This window comes from Anaeromyxobacter sp. SG17 (assembly GCF_022690695.1).
Lineage (GTDB): Bacteria > Myxococcota > Myxococcia > Myxococcales > Anaeromyxobacteraceae > Anaeromyxobacter > Anaeromyxobacter soli.
The window spans coordinates 1-20,690 of record NZ_JALCYX010000072.1 but is presented as its reverse complement, the minus strand read 5'-3'; the positions used below and the strand labels follow the sequence as shown (position 1 = coordinate 20,690).

At 75.2% G+C, this 20,690-nt stretch carries 18 protein-coding genes; 10 read left to right on the top strand and 8 right to left on the bottom strand.

Translation table 11 applies throughout. From position 1 onward, the window contains the following. A partial coding sequence (locus MNY60_RS19520; RefSeq protein WP_242361521.1) for a hypothetical protein occupies positions 1-670 on the top strand: 670 nt, incomplete at its 5' end. A 21-nt stretch (positions 671-691) separates the two neighbouring features. Here the strand turns inward: MNY60_RS19520 and MNY60_RS19515 are convergent. Further along, entirely contained in the window at positions 692-859 is a 168-nt protein-coding gene (locus MNY60_RS19515) for a twin-arginine translocase TatA/TatE family subunit (protein WP_242340352.1), read from the bottom strand. A 93-nt stretch (positions 860-952) separates the two neighbouring features. Here MNY60_RS19515 and MNY60_RS19510 point away from each other — a divergent pair, with 93 nt between their 5' ends. Continuing rightward, a complete protein-coding gene (locus tag MNY60_RS19510; RefSeq protein WP_242356302.1) occupies positions 953-1,726 on the top strand; it encodes a glycerophosphodiester phosphodiesterase family protein in 774 nt (257 codons plus the stop codon). Here MNY60_RS19510 and MNY60_RS19505 read toward each other — a convergent pair. Continuing rightward, complete coding sequence (locus tag MNY60_RS19505) at positions 1,704-2,717, bottom strand: hypothetical protein (protein ID WP_242340354.1); 1,014 nt, start codon at positions 2,715-2,717, stop codon at positions 1,704-1,706. The genes MNY60_RS19510 and MNY60_RS19505 overlap by 23 nt on opposite strands. Positions 2,718-2,997: 280 nt before the next feature. Between MNY60_RS19505 and MNY60_RS19500 the strand changes: the two genes are divergently transcribed. The 5 genes from MNY60_RS19500 (at position 2,998) to MNY60_RS19480 (ending at position 8,644) form a co-directional block, all read left to right on the top strand. Beyond that, positions 2,998-3,225 carry a hypothetical protein gene (locus MNY60_RS19500; RefSeq protein WP_242340355.1) on the top strand — a complete coding sequence of 76 codons (228 nt, stop codon included), beginning with the start codon at positions 2,998-3,000 and terminating at the stop codon, positions 3,223-3,225. 77 nt (positions 3,226-3,302) lie between these two features. Beyond that, positions 3,303-4,865 carry an ATP-binding protein gene (locus tag MNY60_RS19495; RefSeq protein WP_242361518.1) on the top strand — a complete coding sequence of 521 codons (1,563 nt, stop codon included), beginning with the start codon at positions 3,303-3,305 and terminating at the stop codon, positions 4,863-4,865. Then, positions 4,834-6,186, top strand: a complete 1,353-nt coding sequence (locus MNY60_RS19490; RefSeq protein WP_242356303.1) for a sigma-54 dependent transcriptional regulator — start codon at positions 4,834-4,836, stop codon at positions 6,184-6,186. Before MNY60_RS19495 ends, MNY60_RS19490 begins: the two co-directional genes overlap by 32 nt. 95 nt (positions 6,187-6,281) lie before the next feature. Further along, positions 6,282-7,613 carry a cytochrome ubiquinol oxidase subunit I gene (locus tag MNY60_RS19485; protein ID WP_242356304.1) on the top strand — a complete coding sequence of 444 codons (1,332 nt, stop codon included), beginning with the start codon at positions 6,282-6,284 and terminating at the stop codon, positions 7,611-7,613. Then, on the top strand, positions 7,610-8,644 hold the full coding sequence (locus MNY60_RS19480; protein WP_242340359.1) for a cytochrome d ubiquinol oxidase subunit II: 1,035 nt from the start codon (positions 7,610-7,612) through the stop codon (positions 8,642-8,644). The genes MNY60_RS19485 and MNY60_RS19480 overlap by 4 nt, the downstream gene beginning before the upstream one ends. A 7-nt stretch (positions 8,645-8,651) precedes the next feature. Here MNY60_RS19480 and MNY60_RS19475 read toward each other — a convergent pair whose 3' ends face one another. The 6 genes from MNY60_RS19475 to MNY60_RS19450 all read right to left on the bottom strand — a co-directional run bounded on the left by MNY60_RS19475 (position 8,652) and on the right by MNY60_RS19450 (position 15,857). Further along, positions 8,652-9,701, bottom strand: coding sequence for a low specificity L-threonine aldolase (locus MNY60_RS19475; protein ID WP_242340360.1), 1,050 nt, complete (start codon positions 9,699-9,701; stop codon positions 8,652-8,654). 65 nt (positions 9,702-9,766) lie between these two features. Continuing rightward, positions 9,767-11,944, bottom strand: a complete 2,178-nt coding sequence (locus tag MNY60_RS19470; protein ID WP_242340361.1) for a thioredoxin domain-containing protein — start codon at positions 11,942-11,944, stop codon at positions 9,767-9,769. A gap of 54 nt (positions 11,945-11,998) precedes the next feature. Further along, positions 11,999-12,223 carry a hypothetical protein gene (locus MNY60_RS19465; protein ID WP_242361502.1) on the bottom strand — a complete coding sequence of 75 codons (225 nt, stop codon included), beginning with the start codon at positions 12,221-12,223 and terminating at the stop codon, positions 11,999-12,001. Positions 12,224-12,327: 104 nt separating this feature from the next. Beyond that, complete coding sequence (locus MNY60_RS19460) at positions 12,328-13,767, bottom strand: RtcB family protein (protein WP_242361499.1); 1,440 nt, start codon at positions 13,765-13,767, stop codon at positions 12,328-12,330. Positions 13,768-13,976: 209 nt separating this feature from the next. Then, positions 13,977-14,411, bottom strand: coding sequence for an archease (locus MNY60_RS19455; RefSeq protein ID WP_242361497.1), 435 nt, complete (start codon positions 14,409-14,411; stop codon positions 13,977-13,979). Between the two features lie 48 nt (positions 14,412-14,459). Further along, positions 14,460-15,857: an MATE family efflux transporter gene (locus MNY60_RS19450; protein ID WP_242340365.1), complete on the bottom strand. Its 1,398-nt coding sequence runs from the start codon at positions 15,855-15,857 to the stop codon at positions 14,460-14,462. Positions 15,858-16,134: 277 nt separating this feature from the next. Between MNY60_RS19450 and MNY60_RS19445 the strand changes: the two genes are divergently transcribed. The 3 genes from MNY60_RS19445 to MNY60_RS19435 form a co-directional block, all read left to right on the top strand. Then, on the top strand, positions 16,135-18,129 hold the full coding sequence (locus MNY60_RS19445; RefSeq protein ID WP_242340366.1) for a potassium transporter Kup: 1,995 nt from the start codon (positions 16,135-16,137) through the stop codon (positions 18,127-18,129). A 75-nt stretch (positions 18,130-18,204) separates the two neighbouring features. Continuing rightward, positions 18,205-19,449, top strand: a complete 1,245-nt coding sequence (locus MNY60_RS19440; RefSeq protein WP_242356307.1) for an MFS transporter — start codon at positions 18,205-18,207, stop codon at positions 19,447-19,449. Between the two features lie 40 nt (positions 19,450-19,489). After that, the coding region (locus MNY60_RS19435; protein WP_242361495.1) for an MFS transporter at positions 19,490-20,690 on the top strand (1,201 nt) is incomplete at its 3' end.

The following is a 20,690-nucleotide window of genomic DNA, read 5'->3' as shown; positions in this document are numbered from 1 at the left end:
CGAGGCGCCCGCCGCGGCGGCGGTGCTCGTCGCGGCGCTCGCCCGCGCGCCCGACCCCGCGTCTCGCGTCGCCATCGCCGCGGTCGGCCAGGCCCTCGCGGATCCCGATCCCGAGCTGTCCTACGCGTGGCGCGCCGAGCTCTACGCGGCCGCCACCGAGCGCGGCCTCGACGAGGTCACGAGCCTGCTCGTCTCCCCCGCGCCGCTGCGCGCGTTCCCCGCCGCGCGCGCCCGGCCGGATCCCCGGCTCGCGGGGCTGTCGATGGGTCACAAGAAGGCGTTCGCGCGCGGGCGCCGCGATCCCGATCTCCTCGCGCGTCTGGCGGCGGAGGGCGATCCCGCCGTCGTCGAGGAGCTGCTGCGGAACCCGCAGCTCACGGAGCCGTTCGTCGTCCGCATCGCGGCGCGCCGCCCGTGCCGGCCCGAGACCCTGCGCCGCCTCTTCGAGTCGCGCTGGTGCAGCCGGCCCGCGGTCGCCCGCGCGCTGGCGCGGAACCCGTACGCGGAGCCCGAGCTCGCGCTGAAGCTCGTCCCTTCGCTCCCCGGGCCGGACCTGCGCGCGCTGGCGGAGGATCTCGCGATCCACCCGCTCGTCCGCGCCCTCGCCCGGAAGCTCCGGCGGGAGCGGGGCCGCCGCGACGGGTCGTCTCCGAAAGCGCGGCCGCTCTAGACGACGGCTCGTGGTTCGCGATCACCTCGGGTGCCGCGAGTCACCCTCCCGCCCGCGCGCCGGCGGCTCGCCGGAGGCGCCCGCGCGCGCGTTGCGCACGGCGCGGCCGAGCGCGTCGCCGAGCGCGGGGATGCGCGTCGCGCCGAAGACGAGGAGGGTGACGAACAGGACGAGGAGGAGCTCGGTCATCGGGATCCAGCGCGGCCGCTGCCGCGAGCGAGGTAGAATAGCCGCGCGCCCCCCTCGATGCCAGGCGCGGGGAGCGCGCCCATGCCGGGAGCAATGACCGATGCGCCGCGGGTCGCGGGGCGGCCCCTCGTCCTGGGGCACCGCGGCGCGAGCGCCGACGCGCCCGAGAACACGCTCTCCGCCTTCCGCCTCGCGCTCGAGCAGGGCGCGGACGGGGTCGAGCTGGACGTGTGGCGCTGCGCCACCGGGGAGCTGGTCGTCTTCCACGACGAGGACGCGGCCCGCCTCACCGGCGTCGCCCTCTCCGTCCCCGACGCGCCCTTCGCGGCGCTGCGGGCGCTCGACGTCGGCGCGCTCCGCGGAGACCGCTTCCGGGGTGAACGGATCCCGCGCCTCGAGGAGGTGCTCGAGGCCCTGCCGGGCGCGGTCCTGAACGTGGAGCTCAAGTCGCGCCTCCGCCGCGCCGACCTCGGGCTCGCCACCGCGGTCGCGGGGGTCCTCCGCCGCGCGCGCGCCGGCGGCCGCGTCCTCGTGTCGTCGTTCGACTACCGGCTCGTGGTGGCGTTCCGCGTCGCCGCGCCGGAGCTCCCGGTGGGGCTGCTCGTCGAGGCCGAGCGTCCGCGCCGCGTCCTGACCGCGCTCGCGACGCGGCTCTTGCGGCCCGCCGCGATCCACCCCGAGCGCCAGCTCGTCACCCCCGCCCGTGCGCGCGCCTGGGCGAAACGCGGACTCGCGGTGAACGTCTGGACGGTGGACGATCCCGAGGAGGCGCGCCGGCTCGCCGCGCTGGGCGCGGCGGCGATCATCACGAACGCGCCGGGGCGGATCCGCGCGGCGCTCGCCCCTAGAACTCCCAGCCCGCCTTGAGCGCGCCGCCCCACGTGGAGGCGAGCCGGTAGTCCGGGTACTCGTCCGCCGCGGGGTTGGCCTTCCCGTCCTTGGTCGCGCCGCCGAAGTACGTGACCTCGCCCGCGAGCGAGACGACGTGGGCGGTGAAGCGCACGCCCGCGGTCGTCCGGTAGAAGCCGGCGCGCAGCTTCGGGAACGCGGCCTGCGTGGAGCGCAGGTCGGCGGGCGCGGTCGCGGTCGTCCCGCCGGCGCGGCGCGGGCCGAAGTCCATCGTCTCGGAGGACGCGCCGACGTAGGTGAAGCGCCCCGCGAGGTAGGGCGTGAAGCTCGTGACCCCGTTCACGCCGAAGCGCTTCGACACCATGAGGTCGAGGTCCGTCGCGCCGAGGTTCCAGTCGCGCTGGCCGAAGAGCTGGGTGTGGGCGACGCGCACCGCGAGGTCGGGCAGCACGCGGAAGCCCTCGTTGAGCGCCCACTTCCCCTCGACCTGCGCGCCGAAGTAGGAGGACTGCGACAGGTAGATCATCCGGCCGCCCAGCTCGAGGCTGAACGGCAGCGACTTACGGACGTGCACCGAGGGCAGGAACAGCTCGTGGGGCGTCATCGAGCGGGTCTGCCACGGGCCGCGCGGCTCGAACACGGGCGGCGAGCCGAACGAGGTCCGGCCGACGGTCCCGGGGTGCACCGCGACGTAGGCCGCCTCGAGGTCGACGTCGAAGCCGACGTAGCCGGTCGTGGAGGCGGGGGTGAGGATCGCGGACGAGAGCGCGAGCGCCGTCTCGGTGGAGAGGATGGCGAAGCGCGTCTTGGCCTCGCTGGCGAGGAGCGCCGCCTCCGAGTCGGAGAGCGTGAAGGGGGTGTCCTGCACCTCGGCGAGCCGCTTCCATACGTCGGCGCTCGGCGCGCCCAGCCGGGCGAGATCGAGATCGAGCGGCTCCCCCGCGAGGGCGAGGCCCGGGCGCAGCGACAGGACGGCGGCGACGGCGATGGGCGCCAGCAGACGACGCATGGAACCTCCAGGGGCGCCTCGCCCGGACGAGCTCCGGCCGGGCAGGCGGCGACGAAGTTACAGCCGGGATCCGGATGGGTCAATTCGAGGAGAATCGCCCCGCCGCCCGGAGCCGTCCGTCCCGGATCTCCTCGCGCGGCGGCGGCCCGAGCTGCCTCGAGGGCCGCAACACCGCGGAATCCGGTCCGACCGGGGCGCCGCGCCGCCCGGCACGCGCCGTGCTCTCCTTCGCGCGCACCGGGCCCAACCCAATCCTTTCAGGCGCCCGGAGGAGACTCACATGCGTAAGATGATCGGCACCCTCGCGGCCCTCGCCGTTTTCGCCTCCGCCGCCCCTGCGTTCGCGCAGGAGACGAAGCCGGAGGCCCCGGCCGCCGCGACGGAGACGAAGACGGAGGCCACGCCGGCCGCGAAGCCGGCGAAGAAGAAGCACACCGCGAAGAAGCACACCGCCAAGAAGGCGGCCGCGAAGACCGAGGCCGCCCCGGCCGCGCCCGCGTCGAAGTAGCCGAACGGTTCCCGGCACCGGCGGCTCACCCCCCGCCGCCGGTGCCGGGTCCCCCGGGCGCGTGAGCTGGAACGATCATGTCCCTCCGTGCCCGCATCATCCTGCTCTTCGCCGCGACGCTGGTCCTCACCCTCGGCGTCGCGTCCTACCTCGGCGAGCGGGTCGCGACCCGCGCCATCGAGGCCACGCTGCGCGAGCGCAGCGTCGACCTCGCGAAGGCGGTCGCGGAGGAGCTGGACCTCTCCCCCGGCACCGACATCGAGAAGGCCGCCGACGCGCTGGCCGAGCAGCTCCGGCCGCGCCGCATCGTGCGCTTCGCCGAGCTCGCCATCCGGCACAAGGGCGAGGTGCGCGTCGCGCGCGTGACGTTCGGGCTCGAGGGCGCCGAGATCGAGGCCGAGACCCGCGCCGCGCGGGCGTTCCCCGTCGAGGCGACGGTGTCGCTCGTCGACGACGGCGAGTCGCGCGGCTGGCGGGTGGACCTCCCCCTCCACGAGGGGCGCACCACCTTCGGCGCGCTGCGGATCGAGACGACGCTCTCGGAGGTCGAGGAGATCGCCAGCACCGAGCGCCGCGAGTTCTTCCTCGTCGCCGGGGTGGGGGCCGCGGTCCTCGCCGTGCTGTTCACGTTCCTCCTCGGTCACATGCTCGTGCGGCCGCTGTCGCAGCTGGCGGTCGCCATCGAGGGCGTCCAGTCGGGCGCCATCGACGCGGAGGGGGTGCCCGGCCCGGAGCGGTCCGACGAGATCGGCGTGCTCGCCCGCGGCCTGCGCGCCATGCTGCAGCGGGTGCGCCGCTTCAACGACGACCTCGCCGCCATGGTCGCCGACGCGACGGCCGACCTCGCCCGCAAGAACCGCGAGCTCGCCGAGCTGAACCGGCTCCTGTTCGAGGCGCGCCGGGACCTCGTCTCCAAGGAGCGGCTGGCGGCGCTCGGCCAGCTCTCCGGCACCATCGCCCACGAGCTCGGGAACCCCCTCAACACGATCAGCGGCCACGTGCAGCTCCTCGCGCGCGATCCGGCGTGCCCGCCCGAGCTCAGCGCCGGGCTCGAGGTCGTGGAGAGCGAGGTGCGGCGGATGACCGCCATCATCCGGCGCTTCCTCGACTCGGCCCGCGGCCTGCGGCCCGAGGCGGCGCCGGTGGACCTCGCCGCGCTCGTGCACGAGGCGCTCACCCTCAACGTGCCGGAGGCCGACCGGGCGCGCCTCGAGCTCGTGCGCGAGGTGCCGCCCGATCTCGCCCAGGTGCGCCTCGATCCCGCGCTGGTCGGCCACGTGCTCGGGAACCTCGTGTCGAATGCGGTCGAGGCGATGCCGGGGGGCGGCCGGCTGGCGGTGCGCGCCGCCCGGCGCGGCGGGCTCCTCGGGCTCTCGGTGAGCGACACGGGGGCCGGGCTGCGCCCCGAGGAGCGCAAGCGGATCTTCGAGCCGTTCTACACGACGAAGCCCTCCGGCAAGGGCACCGGCCTCGGGCTCGCCATCTCGCGCGAGATCGCGGCGGCCCTGCGCGGACGCATCGAGGTGGAGAGCACGCCCGGCGCGGGCGCGACGTTCACGCTTTGGATCCCGACCCCGGCGGCGGACGGGGCGGAGGAGGAGGGGGGCGATGGCGCGCTTCAGGATCCTGGTCGTCGATGACGATCGCGCGAGCCGCGAGCTGCTCGCGCGGATCCTCGTCGCGCGCGGCCACGACGTGCTGGCGCTGCCGGACGGCAAGGACGCGCTCGCGGCGCTCGAGCGCGGGCCGGTGGATCTCGTCGTCTCCGACATCCGCATGGCGGACGTGGACGGGCTGCAGCTCACGGATCGCATGCGCGAGGCCGCCCCCGACACCCCGGTCGTGCTCGTGACCGCGTTCGGCAACGTCGAGGGGGCCGTGGAGGCGATCCGCCGCGGCGCGTTCGACTACATCTCGAAGCCCTACGACGTCGACGCGATCGCCGTGGTGGTCGAGCGGGCGCTCCGCCAGCGCGCGCTCGTCCTCGAGAACCGGGCGCTGCGAGGGCAGGTCCGCGAGCGCTACCGGCTCGAGGACGTCGTGGGCCGGAGCGAGGCGATGCTGGAGGTCTACAAGACCGCGGCGCGCGTCGCGCCGAGCCCGGCCACCGTGCTCATCCTCGGCGAGAGCGGGACCGGCAAGGAGCTCGTCGCCCGCGCGATCCACGCCGCCTCGCCGCGCGCCTCGGGGCCGTTCGTGCCGGTGGACTGCGGGGCGATCGCGGAGGGGGTGCTCGAGTCCGAGCTCTTCGGCCACGCCCGCGGCGCGTTCACCGGCGCGCAGGCCAGCCGGCGCGGGCTCTTCGAGGAGGCCCACGGCGGAACGCTGTTCCTGGACGAGATCGGCGACGTCGGCCCCGCGCTGCAGGCGCGCCTCCTGCGCGCCCTCCAGGAGGGCGAGATCCGCCGGGTGGGCGCGAACGAGCCGGTGCAGGTGGACGTGCGCGTCGTCGCGGCGACGAACAAGGACCTCGCGGCGGCGGTGCAGGCCGGGCGCTTCCGCGAGGACCTCTACTACCGCCTCAACGTGGTGACGCTCCGCATCCCGCCGCTCCGCGATCGGCGGGAGGACATCCCGCTGCTCGTCGAGCACTTCGCCGCGAAGCACGGGCACCCGCAGGCGGTGGTCACGCCCGCCGCGCGCGAGATGCTCGTCGGCTGGCGCTGGCCGGGGAACGTCCGCGAGCTCGAGAACGTCGTGGCGCGCGCCCTCGCCTTGAACCCCACCGGCGTCATCGAGCCGGACGCGCTCCCCGAGTCGATCCGCGGGCCGGGCGCGGCGCCCATCCCGGCCGTCGCCGCCGGTGAGCGCCCCACCCTCGCGGAGCTCGAGCGCCGCTACGCCGCGCAGGTGCTCGCCGAGCAGGGGGGGAACAAGACGCGCGCCGCGGAGGTGCTGGGCATCGACCGCAAGACGCTCTACCGGATCCTGGGGGAGGAGCGGGAGGAGTCGAAGGCCTAGCGGAGCCGCCCGCGGGTTCGGTGTCACCCTGCGGCGAAGTGCCCACGCCCGAGCGGGACTCGCGCGGGACCGCCGCAGCGCTACATCAGGGGCCCGTGAACGACCTCCTCGCTGCCCGCTGGCTTTTCGGGACCTCGCTCGCCTTCCACATCGTCTTCGCGGCGGTCGGCGTCGCGATGCCGCTCTTCATGGTGCTCGCCGAGTGGCGCTTCCGGCGCACCGGCGCGCCGGCCTACCTCGAGCTCGCGAAGCGCTGGGCCAAGGGGACCGCCATCCTCTTCGCCGTCGGGGCGGTCTCCGGGACGGTGATCTCGTTCGAGCTCGGGCTCCTCTGGCCGCGCTTCATGGAGTTCGCCGGGCCCATCATCGGGATGCCCTTCTCGCTCGAGGGCTTCGCGTTCTTCGCTGAGGCGATCTTCCTCGGCATCTACCTGTACGGCTGGGGCCGGGTGGGGCCGCGGCTGCACCTCGCGAGCGGCGTCGTGGTCGCGGCGAGCGGCGCCGCCTCGGCGTTCTTCGTCACGCTCGCGAACGCGTGGATGAACGTGCCGGCGGGCTTCGCGGTGCTCCACGGCGCCGCCTCGGACGTGCAGCCGCTCGTGGCCATGTTCCCGCCGGGCTGGGCGCACGAGGTGGTGCACGTGCTGCTCTCGAGCTACGTCGCGACCGGGTTCGCGGTGGCCGGCATCCACGCGCTCTTCCTGCTGCGCGATCCGGCGAACGCGTTCCACCGCGGCGCGCTCCGCGTGGCCCTCGGCGTCGGGGCGGTCGCGGCCCTCCTCCAGCCCATCTCGGGCGACTTCTCCGCGCGCCAGGTGGCGGCGACCCAGCCCGTGAAGCTCGCCGCGCTGGAGGGGCAGTTCCGGACCGAGCGCGGCGCGCCGCTCCGGGTCGGCGGGCTCCCCGACGTCGAGGCGCGGGAGACGCGCCTCGCCCTCGAGATCCCCTACGGCCTCTCGCTCCTCGCCTTCCACGACCCGCGGGCGGAGGTGCGCGGCCTCGAGGCGTTCCCGCGCGAGAACTGGCCGAACGTGCGGAACGTCCACCTCGCCTTCCAGGCCATGGTCGGCCTCGGCAGCGCGCTCGCGCTCGTCGCGCTCGCGTACCTGTATCACCGGCTCCGCGGGAAGCCCCTGCCGCGCCTCCTCCTCCGGGCGGTGCTCGTCACCTCGCCCTTCGGCTTCCTCGCCCTCGAGGCGGGCTGGCTCGTCACCGAGTGGGGCCGGCAGCCGTTCACGATCCGCGACGTCATGCGGACGGCGGACGCGGTGACGCCGGTCGGCAACATCGCCGTCCCGTTCGTGGCGTTCACGATCCTCTACCTGTTCCTCGCGGCGATGGTGATCGTCCTCCTCCGCCGCCAGATCGCGAAGAGCCCGCCCGCGTCCGAGGTCGGGGCGCCCGCGCCGGCGGAGGGCGCCCTGTGACAGCCGCGGATCTCCTCGGCGGCGCGATCCTCGCCGCGCTCGTGCTCTACGCGCTCCTCGGCGGCGCGGACTTCGGCGGCGGCATCTGGGATCTCCTGGCGACGGGCCCGCGCAAGCGGGCGCAGCGCGAGCTCGTCGAGCACGCGATCAGCCCGATCTGGGAGGCGAACCACGTCTGGCTCATCCTCGTCATCGTCCTCCTCTTCACCGCCTTCCCGAAGGCGTTCGCGGCGATCTCGATCACGCTCTTCGTGCCGCTCGTGCTGCTCCTGTTCGGGATCGTGCTCCGCGGGGCGGCCTTCACCTTCCGCACCTACGACACGCCGGAGGACCGCGTCCAGGTGCGCTGGGGGCTCGTCTTCTCCGCCTCCTCCGTGCTCGCGCCGGTCGTGCTCGGGGTGATCGTCGGCGCCATCGCCTCCGGCCGGCTCGCGGGGCCGCCGGAGGGGGTCGATCCGCTCGCCTGGCTCGCGCCGTTCCCGCTCGCGGTGGGCTTCTTCGCGGCGGCCCTCTTCGCGTTCCTCGCCGCGACCTACCTCGCCGTCGAGGCGCGGGACGCGCTGCGGGAGGACTTCCGGCGCCGCGCCATCGGGGCGGGCGCCGCCGTGTTCCTCGCCGCCGCGCTGGCGGGCGTCCTGTCCTGGTACGACGCGCCCCTCGTGTTCGCCGGGCTCCTCCGGCGCGGCTTCTCGCTGCCGCTCCACGTTGCCACCGCGGTCGCGGCGGTGACGGCGTTCGCCGCGCTGTTCCGCCGCCGCTACCGCCTCGCGCGCGCGGCGGCGGCGGCGCAGGTCACGCTCATCGTGCTCGGCTGGGGCGCCTCGCAGTACCCGTACCTCGTCGTCCCGGGCCTCACGCTGGCGACGGCGAGCGCGCCGCGCGCGACGCAGGTGGCCGTGCTGTGGGCGCTCGCCGCGGGCGCGATCTTCCTCTTCCCGGCCCTGTACCTGCTGTTCCGCGTGTTCAAGGGCGAGCGGCCGTTCTCGGTCCTGGACCGGCGGCCCGCGCCGGGCCCGCGGGGCGAGGGCTAGGCGCCGGCTACCGCTGCGCCGCCACCGCCGCGACGTCGCCGACGAGCGCGCGGACGTCGTCGTCGGTCACGTCCCACGCGCACATGAAGCGGGAGCCGCCGCCGATGAAGTCGTAGAAGCGCCAGCCGCGCCCGCGGAGCGCGTCCGCGGCCCCGGGCGGCAGGGCGGCGAACACGGAGTTCGCCTCGCGCGGGTGGAGGATCCGGACCGACGGGATGGCGCGGAGCCCGGCCTCGAGGCGGGCGGCCTGCTCGTTCGCGCGCCGCGCGTGGCGGAGCCAGGCGCCGTCGCGGAGCATGCCCACCCACGGGGCCGCGAGGAACCGCATCTTCGAGGCGAGCTGGCCGGCCTGCTTGCAGCGATAGTCGAACTCCGCAGCGAGGGCGCGATCGAAGAACACCACCGCCTCGCCGACCGCCATGCCGTTCTTCGTCCCCCCGAAGCAGAGGACGTCGACGCCCGCCTTCCAGGTGAGCTCCCTCGGCGCGACGCCGAGCGAGGCGACCGCGTTCGCGAAGCGGGCCCCGTCCATGTGGAAGCGCAGCCCGCGCGCCTTCGCGCGCGCGCCGATCGCCGCGAGCTCCTCCGGCCGGTAGACCGTGCCGAGCTCGGTCGCCTGCGTGACGGAGACCACGCGCGGCTTCGGGTAGTGGATGTCGCTGCGCTTCTCGACCATGTGGTCGATGCCGGCGGGGTCGATCCGGCCGTCCGCGCCGGGGAGGGTGAGCACCTTCGTGCCGTTCGAGAAGAACTCGGGCGCGCCGCACTCGTCGGTCTCGACGTGGGCGGCCTCGTGGCAGAGGATCGAGTGGTAGGACTGGCAGAGGGACGCGAGGGCGAGCGAGTTGGCGGAGGTGCCGTTGAAGACGAAGAACACCTCGCAGTCGGTCTCGAACGTCTCGCGGAGGAGGTCGGCCGCTCGCGCGGTGTAGCGGTCGTCGCCGTACCCCGGCGCGTGGCCGGCGTTCGCCTCCGCCATGGCCGCCCAGGCCTCCGGGCAGATGCCGGCGTAGTTGTCGCTCGCGAAGTGGCGCCGCTCGTGCGGGGGGGTGATCATGAGGCGCGCATGGTAAGGCCGGGCGCCCGCCGCGCGCCAGCGGCGGCGAGGACGGGCCTGCGGCCTCACCGGTAAGGGCGGACCGGCGCGATCTGCGAGGCCAGCTTCTCGGGCGCGATCGCCGGCAGCCGGCACTGGCCGCGCTCGCAGACGTAGGCGGTCGGCCGGCCGTTCAGGGCGACCTTCTCCGCCGCCACCGGCGCCACGCGCCCGAGCCGCTCGAGCACCGCGCCCTCGGGGGCCCCGGCGATGGCGCGGTTCGGGAGGAAGCTCCGCCTGAGCACGGACACGAACGGCTCCGGCGCGCTCTCGCCCTCCGGCCAGACGAGCACCACCTCGCGCGCGGCGTCCAGGGCGAAGTCGACGGCGAGGAGCAGCTCGGTGAAGGAGGCGGGGTGCTCCCCGATCGCCAGCGCGTAGTGGCGGAGCGCGCCCTCGGCGCGGAGGCGCCAGCGGTCGTCGGTGGTGAACGCCGAGAGCCGGAGCGCGTTCACGAGCGCGACCGAGGCGCCGGACGGCTCCGCGCCGTCGTGGGTGGGCTTCTCGCGGGCGAGGAGCCGCTCGTGGTCGGCCGCGGTGCCGAACCACCCGCCGCCCTGCGGGTCGCCGAACAGCGCCTCGAGCCGCTCGGACAGCTCGACCGCCGCCTCGAGCCAGCGCGGGTCGAACGTCGCCTCGTAGAGATCGAGCAGCCCCTGCGCGACGAAGGCGTGGTCGTCGAGGAAGGCCGGGACGCCCGCCGCGCCGTCGAGCCAGGCGCGGCGCAGCCGGCCCTCCACGACCATCCGCCCGAGCACGAACTCGGCGGCGCGGGCCGCCGCCACGACGTGGCGCTCCTCGCCGAGGGCACGACCCCCGAAGGCGAGCGCCGAGATCGCGAGGCCGTTCCAGCCGGCGAGGATCTTCTCGTCGCGCAGCGGTCGCGGGCGTTCCTCGCGCGCCGCGTACAGGATCGCGCGCTGCGGCGCGAGCGCCTCCCACGCGTCCTCGTCCGGCGCGGGGACGTGGAGGATGTTCCGGCCCTCGAAGTTCCCCCGCTCGCTCGCGCCGTGGAAGCGCATGAAGCGCTCGGCCCCCTCGCCCAGGCGCTCGCGGAGCTCCGCCGCGCTCCAGACGAAGAACCTCCCCTCCTCGCCCTCGGAGTCGGCGTCGGTGGCGGAGTAGAGCGCCCCCTCCGGAGAGGTCATCTCGCGCCCGAGGTAGTCGAGGGTCTGGCGGACCACGCGCGCGAGGTCCCGCCGCCCGGTGACCTGGAACGCCTCGGCGTAGGCGACCGCGAGGAGCGCGTTGTCGTACAGCATCTTCTCGAAGTGGGGGACGAGCCAGGCGGTGTCGGTGGAGTAGCGGTGGAACCCGCCGCCCACCTGGTCGTGCAGCCCGCCCGCCGCCATCTTCTCCAGCGTGAGGGTCGCCATCCGGAGCGCCTCCGGATCGCGCGCCCGGCGGTGGTAGCGGAGGAGGAAGCGCACCGGCAGGCTGGAGGGGAACTTCGGCGCGCGGCGCAGCCCGCCGTTCACCGGGTCGAACGCGTCGCGGAATCCGCGGAACGCCGCCTCGAGCACCTCCGGCCCCGGCGTGTCGGAGGCGGGCGGCCCCTGCGGCGCGAGCGCCCCGCGGACCGCCTCCACGAGCGAGCGCGTCGCCGCCTCCACGCGCCCGGCGTCGCGCGCGTACAGGTCGGCGACCTCGCCCAGGATCGAGAGGAACCCGCGGCCGGCGCCGCGATCGCCGTCGCGGGCCGGGAAGTAGGTCCCGCCGAAGAACGGCTCCCGGTCCGGCGTGAGCCACACGCTCATGGGCCAGCCGCCGCTGCCCGTCAGGAGCTGCACCGCGGTCATGTAGAGCCCGTCCACGTCGGGCCGCTCCTCGCGGTCCACCTTGATGGGCACGTAGCGCTCGTTGAGGACGCGCGCGATCTCCTCGTCCTCGAACGACTCGCCCTCCATCACGTGGCACCAGTGGCAGGTCGAGTAGCCGACGGAGAGGAACACCGGGCGGCCGGTGCGACGGGCCTCCTCGAAGGCCTCCTCGCCCCACGGCCGCCAGCTCACCGGGTTATGAGCGTGCTGGAGGAGGTAGGGGCTCTTCTCGAGGATGAGACGGTTCGTGAACCGAGGCCGCCCCTGCGCGTCGAGGTGATGGGTGCGGGGGACGTAGCCGTCGCCCTTCGCGCGCACCGCGTCGGTGAGCCGTCGCGCGAGCGCCTCCGGGAACGGGTCCGCTCCGGGCAGCCTGTCCATCATGGACGGTGCTTAACGGGGGGCGGGCGCCCGCTCATGGTGACCCGCCAGGGACCCTCAGAAGAGGTCTTCGAGGGACTTGGCGATCCGGGCCTCGATCTCCGCGCGCATGCGCCGGGCCGCCTGCACGGTCTCCTCGATGGCGGCCTGCAGATCGCCCGCGGACCCGCCCGGGATGACGCGCAGCGCCTCCCGGGGGAGGCGGCCCTCCGCGGGCGCATCGCCGCCTCGCCGCCCACCGGGCAGGACCACGAGCCGCGCGCGTGGGACGTCCACGTCCATGAGAACAAGCTACGGCGCCGAACGGGCGCGGGAAGGGACCCGCGGAAGGCCCACGCGGCCCCGCCCGACGTCTCGCGGCGCCCCCGGTCGCCCCGAGCGGGCGCTCAGCCCTTGATCACACCCATCGGCTCGAGCCGGGCGACGAGGCGCGAGATCCCCGCGCCGTCCATGACCGCCACGACCTGCGCCACGTCCTTGTAGGCCTCGCTCATCTCCTCGGCGAGGGTCTTCTTCCCGCGCGCGATGACCTCGATGCCCCGCGCGGCGAGCTCGCGCGCGATGGAGCGCCCGCGCCCGCGCCGGAGCGCCTCCCCGCGCGACATGAGCCGGCCTGCGCCGTGGCACGAGCTGCCGAAGGTGTCGGCCATCGCCCGCGCGGTCCCCGCGAGGACGTAGGAGTAGCGGCCCATGTCGCCCGGGATGAGCACCGGCTGGCCGGCGGCGCGGTAGGGCGCCGGCACGCGGGGATCGCCGGGCCCGAAGCAGCGCGTCGCCCCCTTGCGGTGCACGAGGACCCGCCGGACGACCCCGTCGACCGCGTGCTCCTCGAGCTTCGCGACGTTGTGGCAGACGTCGTAGAGGACGCGGGCGCCGAGCTCGCGCTCCGAGATCGCGAGGGCGTGGAGGAGCGCGCGCACGGCGAGGCCGGTCATCACCTGGCGGTTCGCCCAGGCGAAGTTCGCGGCGGCCTGCATCGCGCCGAGGTAGCGCTGGCCGAGCGCGCTCGCGATCGGCGCGGCGGCGAGCTGCGGATCGGGGAGGGTCGCGTAGTCCTCCCCGAACTCGCCGCGCCGCGCGGCGATCTCGGCGACGAACTCGTCGCAGACCTGGTAGCCGAGGCCGCGCGAGCCGGTGTGGATCTGGATCGCCACCCGGCCCGGGACGAGCCCGAACGCCTCGGCGACCACCGGGTCGTACACCTCGGCGATCCGGTCCACCTCCAGGAAGTGGTTCCCGCTCCCGAGCGTGCCGAGCTGATCCGCGCCGCGCGTCCGCGCTCGCGCGCTGACGGCCGACGGATCGGCGCCGGAGAGCCGGCCGCCCTCCTCGCAGCGCTCGGCGTCGTCGCTCGCCGCGGCGAACCCGCGCCGGACCGCCCAGCGAGCGCCGCCCGCGAGGACCTCGTCGAGCGCGTCGTCCGAGAGCCGCGGGATGGCGCTCTTCGCCCCCACGCCGGTGGGGATGTCGCGGTAGAGCTGGGCGGTGACCGCGTGCAGCCGCGGGCGGACGTCCTCCGCCTCGAGGGCGGTGGTGAGGACCCGCACGCCGCAGTTGATGTCGTAGCCCACGCCGCCCGGCGACACGGCGCCGTGCTCGGCGTCCATCGCCGCCACGCCGCCGATGGGGAACCCGTATCCCCAGTGGATGTCCGGCATCGCCAGCGAGAAGCGGAGGATGCCGGGCAGGTGCGCGACGTTCGCGACCTGCTGGAGCGCGGGGTCGTCCGGCGCCGGCGGCCCGACGCTGTAGACCCGGCCCGGCACGCGCATGCGCCCTTCGCGCGGGATCTCCCACAGGTCGCCCTCGATGCGCCGGAGCTTCATTCGTTCCTCGCCAGACGAGAGTTCGAGGTTCGCGATGGTCCCCAGGGAGGGGCCCCGTCGCGAAGCGACGGGGAGGGACGCAGTCCCTCCCGGCGGGGGAACGGTCGCGAACCCGCGAAGCGGGCGCGACCGTTCACGGGCCCCGCCGAGCAGGGGTGGGGCCCCGACGACGGCGGCCAGCCGTCGGCGGGGCGGGGGCGCAGCCCCCGTCATATATCGAAGACCGCCTGCGCCACCCACCCCGCACCCTCGCGCTCGAGCCGCGCCGCGTGCCAGGTGACCGCCTTCAGATCCGCGCCCTCCGCGTGCAGCACCGGATCGCGCCGGCCGAAGGCGACGACCGCCTCCGTCCCCGCCGCGTCCACCCGCAGCACCTCGCAGGCCGCCGGGACGAGCGCCTCGGTCGCCAGCCGGTACAGGAGCTCGCGCAGCAGCGCCACGGCGCTGCCCGCGAGGCCCGGCCCACCCTCCACCGCGACGCGCTCCTCCCGCTCGGCCGCGACGGCGGCGCCGCCCGCCGCGAGCGCCGCGAACGCGAGGACGAGCCGCGCGAGCGCCTCCTCCGCCGTGGCGCCGCGGGTGCGCACCCCCACGTCGGCCGTGTGGCCGAGGTCCTCGTACGGCTGCGGCAGCGAGAGGCGCATCCCGGGGGAGCTTAGCCTCCGCACGCGCCGGCGCCGGGTCCGCGCGGGTCAGCCCGCCTCGACGGCCGCCCGGTCGGCGAGGGGCACGATCTCGCGCGCGGAGACGCGGAGGAAGCGCGCGTAGAGGCCCACCGCCACGGCGGTGAGCCCGAGGACGAAGCCCCACCACAGCCCGGTGACGCCCAGCCCGAGGGTGAACCCGAGCAGCACGGTCGCGGGGAAGCCGAGCGCCCAGTGGCCGACCAGGTTCGCGGCGAACGCGAAGCGGGTCTCGCCCGCGCCGCGCAGCACGCCGGCGCCGACGCCCTGGATGCCGTCGGAGAGCTGGAACAGCGCGGCGATGCGCAACAGCGGCACCGCGGCCGCGACGAGCGCGGGGTCGTCGGTCATCGCCCGGGCGATGGGCCCGGGGAAGAGGAAGAAGACGAGCCCGGAGAGCGACATGAACGCGGCCCCCGAGCCGAACGCGGCGAGGCCCGCCCGGCGCGCGCCCGCGCGATCGCGACGGCCCACCGCCCAGCCCACGCGCACGGAGCCGGCGTTGCCGAAGCCGATCGCGACGGTGAACGTGAGGCTCGCGATGGAGATGGCGAGCTGGTGCGCCGCGAGCGGGAGCGCGCCGAACCGGCCGGCGAGGAAGCCGACGAGCGCGAAGATGCCGACCTCCGCGCCCATGTGCAGGCCGACGGGGAGCCCGACCGCGAGGGCCGCCCGGAGCGCGGGGCCGTCCGGCGCGCGGGCGACGCGTCCCGGCGGCCGCGGCACGCCGCGAACGGCGAGCGCGAGCAGGGCGGCCTGGGCGACCGCGCAGAGGCTCGTCGCGATCGCCGCCCCCGCGGCGCCGAGCGGCGGGATGGCGCGGAGCGGGCCGGCCACGGCGGGGAGCCCTGCGCCGCCGAACACGAGGAGCACGTCGGCGGGGACGTTGAGGAGGTTCGCGAGCACCGTCGCGACGACCATCGGCCGGACCACGCCGTGCGCCTGGAGGTAGGCGCGGCCCGAGAAGTAGAGCAGGAAGAACGGCAGCCCCGGCAGCCGCCACACGAGGTAGCGCCCCCCCTCTCGCGCGACGTCCGCGTCGATCCCGAGCGGCTCGAGCGCCGCAGGCGCGAGCAGGAACGGGACGGCGAGGGCCGCGGAGAGGGCGAGGGCGAGCCAGGTCCCCTGCCAGAGGAGGCGGCGCGCGCGGGCGGGGTCCCCCGCGCCGAGCGCCTGCGCGATGAGGGGATCGAGGCCCTGCATGACCCCCATCCCCAGCACGGACAGCGCCATGAACAGCACGTTGCCCAGGCCGACACCGGCGAGGGGCAGGGGGCCCGCCCGCCCCACGACCGCGGTGTCCACGACGCCCATGAGCGCCTGTCCGCCCTGGGCGATCGCGAGCGGGACGGCGAGTCGAACGAGCGCGGAGACCTCCGCGCGGAGCGGGCTTACGGCGGGCGTCACGGGGGGCGGAACATACTCGCAACCGGCCGGGGGCGCAGCCGGTCGGCGTACCCTTCCACACCTCGCCCTCCGGCCACGGCGGGGTCCACGCCGGCGGGGGAGCCGCCCCCTTCACTGGCGCGGCGAAGCGTACCCAGGGTCCGGGTGCCGTCATCGGCCGGGTGGCGTCCACAGCTTGAATCAGCAGAGATCCCGGAGATCTGGCCCGATCGCGGGTTAGCCTCTCGACGGCCGGGGCCCGACATGTTTACCTCCCGCCGCCCTCGCTGGGCCCTCGATGTCAGAAACCCGCTCACCGCGCGCCGGTCCTGAAACCTCCCGCAGCGCCACCCCGGCCGCCGCCGAGGCGGCCGTCGTCGCCACGCTGGCACCTGCCCACGGCCATCGCGCGCCCGCGAGAGGCGCCGCGCTCGCGAAGCTCGCGCTCGGCGCCCTCGGCGTCGTCTACGGCGACATCGGCACGAGCCCGCTCTACTCGCTGAAGGAGTGCTTCACCGGGCACCACGGCGTCGCCCCGAGCGCGGCGAACGTGCTCGGCGTCCTCTCGCTCGTGTTCTGGGCGATGACGTTCGTCGTCACGTTCAAGTACCTGTCCTTCGTGATGCGGGCCGACAACCGAGGCGAGGGCGGCATCCTCGCCCTGCTCGCCCTGGTCGGCCGCCACGAGGCCCGCCGCCGGGGCAGACAGCTCCTCCTCATCCTCGGGCTCTTCGGCGCGGCGCTCCTCTACGGCGACGGCGTCATCACGCCGGCCATCTCCGTCCTCGGCGCCGTCGAGGGCCTCACGGTCGCCGCGCCGGCGCTCGCGCACTGGGTCGTGCCCGTCACCGTCGGCATCCTCGCGCTCCTGTTCTTCATCCAGCGGCGCGGCACGGCGGTGGTCGGCGCGGTGTTCGGCCCGGTGATGCTCGTGTGGTTCGCCTGCATCGCCATCCTGGGCGTGCGCGGGATCCTCTTCGACGCCTCGATCCTGCAGGCGGTGCTGCCGACGCACGCGATCGGCTTCTTCGTCCGGAACGGCTGGCAGGGGTTCCTCGTCCTCGGCGGCGTGGTCCTCGTCATCACGGGCGGCGAGGCGCTCTACGCGGACATGGGCCACTTCGGGAAGCGCCCGATCCGCTTCGCGTGGCTCCTCGTGGCGATGCCCGCCCTGCTCCTCAACTACATGGGGCAGGGGGCGATCCTCCTCCACGATCCGGAGGCGGCGCGGAACCCGTTCTTCCTGCTCGTGCCCGAGTGGGCACTCTACCCGATGATCGCGATCGCCACCGCGGCCGCGATCGTCGCGTCGCAGGCCCTCATCTCCGGCGCGTTCTCGCTGACGCGCCAGGCGGTCCAGCTCGGCTACTCGCCGCGCGTGACCATCCGGCACACCTCCTCGACCGAGATCGGCCAGATCTACGTGCCGGAGGTGAACGCGCTCCTCGGCATGGCGACCATCGCCCTCGTGCTCGGGTTCAAGACCTCCTCGAACCTGGCGGCCGCGTACGGCATCGCGGTGACGGGCACGATGGCGATCACGACGCTGCTCTTCCACAGGGTCGCGCGCGATCTGTGGCGCTGGCCGCGCTGGCGCGCCTGGCCCGTCACGCTCCTCTTCCTGTTCGTGGACGTGTCCTTCCTCGGGGCGAACATCATCAAGGTCGAGGAGGGCGGGTGGTTCCCGCTCGCCGCCGCCGCGTTCGTGTTCACGCTGCTGTCCACCTGGAAGCGCGGCCGCGAGGCGCTCGCGGAGATGATGCGCGGCGCGGGCCTGCCGCTCGACGTGTTCCTCGAGGACATCGCGCGCCGCAAGCCCCAGCGCGTGCCCGGGACGGCCGTGTTCATGACCGGGAACACCGGCACCGTCCCGCCCGTGCTCCTGCACCACCTGAAGCACAACAAGGTGCTGCACGAGCGCGTGGTGCTCGCCTCCCTCATGACCGAGGAGATCCCCTCCATCCCCGACGCCGAGCGCGTCAGCGTGAAGGAGCTCGGCTCCGGCTTCTTCCAGGTGGTCGCCCGCTACGGCTTCATGGAGACCCCGGACGTGCCGGCGATGTTCGCGTCGCTGCCCCGCCGCAAGCTCGACGGGCCGAAGATCGAGCTGAAGCCGATGGAGACGACCTACTACCTCGGCCGCGAGACGCTCCTGCCGACGGGACCCTCCAAGATGTCGCGCTGGCGCAAGCGGCTCTTCATCATCATGGCGCGGAACGCCCAGACCGCGAGCGCGTTCTTCGGCCTGCCGCCGAACCGCGTGGTCGAGATGGGCGCGCAGATCCAGCTCTAGCGAGCCCGGCCCGGTCGGCGCGGACGCGGCTCGCCGCCTCGCCGAGCACGCCGCGACGCCGCCCCGCTCCCGACGATGCGCTGGCCCGACGCCCTCCGCTCCCTTCGCAAGCGCGACCTGCGGCTCTTCTTCGCCGGGCAGAGCGTCTCGCTCGCCGGCACCTGGATGCAGGGCGTCGCGCAGTCGTGGCTCGTGTGGCGGCTCACGCGCTCCTCCGAGCTCCTCGGCGTCGTGAACTTCCTCGGCCAGGTGCCCGTCTTCCTGTTCGGCATCTGGGCGGGCTCGATCGCCGATCGCCACCCCCGCCGGCGCATCGTCCTCCTCACCCAGACGAACGCGATCTTCCAGGCGGTGCTGCTCGCCGCGCTCACCCTCGCGGGCGTCGTCCGGCCCTGGCACGTGGTGGTGCTCGCCGGGATGCTGGGGCTCACCTACGCCTTCGAGATCCCGGCCCGCCAGGCGCTCCTCGCCGACATCGCCGGCAGCGACGCGCCGAACGCCATCGCGCTCAACTCCTCGATCGTGAACTCGGCGCGCATCGTGGGCCCGGCGCTCGCGGGCGCCCTCGTCGCCGCGGTGGGGGAGGGCTTTTGCTTCGCGCTCAACGCGCTCTCCTTCGCCGGCACCTACTACGCGCTCGTGAAGATGCATCCGCCGCCGCAGCCGACGGTGGAGGGGGGCCGTCGCGCCCACCTGCTCGAGGGGCTCGCCTACGCTGGGCGAACCGGCCACGTGCGGGCGCTGCTCGCGCTCCTCGCCGTCTCGAGCTTCTTCGCCATGCCCTACCAGGCGCTCCTGCCGGTGGTCTCGGCGGAGGTGCTCCACGGCGGGGCGGGGCTGTATGGGCTCCTGCTCGGCAGCGCCGGCGCCGGCGCGCTCGTCGGCGCGGTCGGCCTCCTCCTGCGCAAGGGGCTCGCCGGCCTGGGCCGCCGCGTGGCGCTCGGCACGACCCTCCTCGGCGCGGGCCTCCTCGCGCTCTCCTTCTCCCGCCACCCGGTCGTCGCCGGCGCCTCGCTCGTCGTGGCCGGGTTCGGGTTCATCACCCAGATGGCCGGCACGATGACGCTCTTGCAGGGGCTCGCGCCGGTCGACATGCGGGGGCGGGTGATGGGGCTCTTCTCGACCCTGTTCGTGGGCGTGACGCCGTTCGGCTCCCTCGCCGCCGGCTTCGCCGCGAGCCGCTTCGGCGCCCCGCGCACCATCGGCGCCGGAGCGGCGGTGGTGATCTGCGCGAGCGCCGTGTTTCACCTCGCGCTCCCGCGCCTGCGCCGGACCGTGCTCGCGCAGCACCCCACGCTCTTCCCGCCTGCGTCGCAGTGAGCGCGAGAGGCCCCGCCCCCGGAACCGGACCCGACCCCCCTTGCGCCGCCCCCTCCCCCCATCCAGCGCCACGCCGCCCCAGGGCTGGCTCGCCTTCTCCGTCGTCGCGGTCGGTACGGTCATGGCGACGCTCGACGGCAACATCGTGAACGTCGCGCTGCCGACCCTCGGCCGCGAGCTCGGCGCGGCGGTCGGGCCGCTGCAGTGGGTCGTGAACGCGTACCTGCTCGCGATCACCGCGACGCTCGTCCCCCTCGGCCGGCTCGGCGACCGGTTCGGGCACCGCGCCGTCTACACCGCCGGGCTCCTCGTGTTCACGGCGGGGTCGGCGCTCTGCGGGCTCGCCGGCGGGCTCGGCGTGCTCGTCCTGTCGCGCGGGGTCCAGGCGCTGGGCGCGAGCGCGATGATGGCGATCGGACCGGCGATCATCACCGCGGCGTTCCCGGCCAGCATGCGCGGGCGCGCGCTCGGGGCGGCCGGCACCGTCGTCGCCCTCGGCCTCACCGCGGGGCCGCCGCTCGGGGGCCTCATCCTCACGCACCTCTCCTGGCGCTGGATCTTCTACGTGAACGTGCCCATCGGGATCGCCGGCGCGGCCTGGGCGCTGCGGGTCCTCGCGCGCGGCGGCGGGAACGCGGGCGGGCCGCTGCTCGACACGCGGCTGTTCAGGATCCCGCTCTTCACCTGGGGCCTCGTCGCGGGGCTGCTCTCCTACGCCGCGATGTTCTCGCAGACGTTCCTCACGCCCTTCTTCCTCGCGCGCGTGCTCGGGCTCGCCCCCGGGTCGCTCGGGCTCGTCCTCGCCGCGGTCCCGCTGGCGCTGTCGGTGGCGTCGCCGCTCTCCGGCTGGATCGCCGATCGCCTCGGGGGGCGGTGGCTCCCCGCGGTCGGGATGCTGCTCCTCGCGGCGGGCCTCACGGCGCTGTCGTTCGCGAGCGCGCAGGGCGGCGCCGCCGGGTTCGCGGCGCGCCTCGCCCTGTGCGGCGCCGGGATGGGGCTCTTCCAGGCGCCGAACAACGCGCTCGTCATGGGCGCGCTGCCGCGCGAGCGGCTCGGCTCGGGCGGCGGCCTGCTCGCGACCGCGCGGAGTGCCGGGATGGCGGCGGGGGTGGGGCTCGCGGGCGCGCTGTTCGCGCTGCGCGCCGGACCCGGCGCGAGCGGCGAGGCGTTCCTCGGCGGCTACGCGCTCGCGCTCCGCGCCGGCGCTGCGGTGGCCGTGCTCGCCGCGGCGGCGTCGCTCG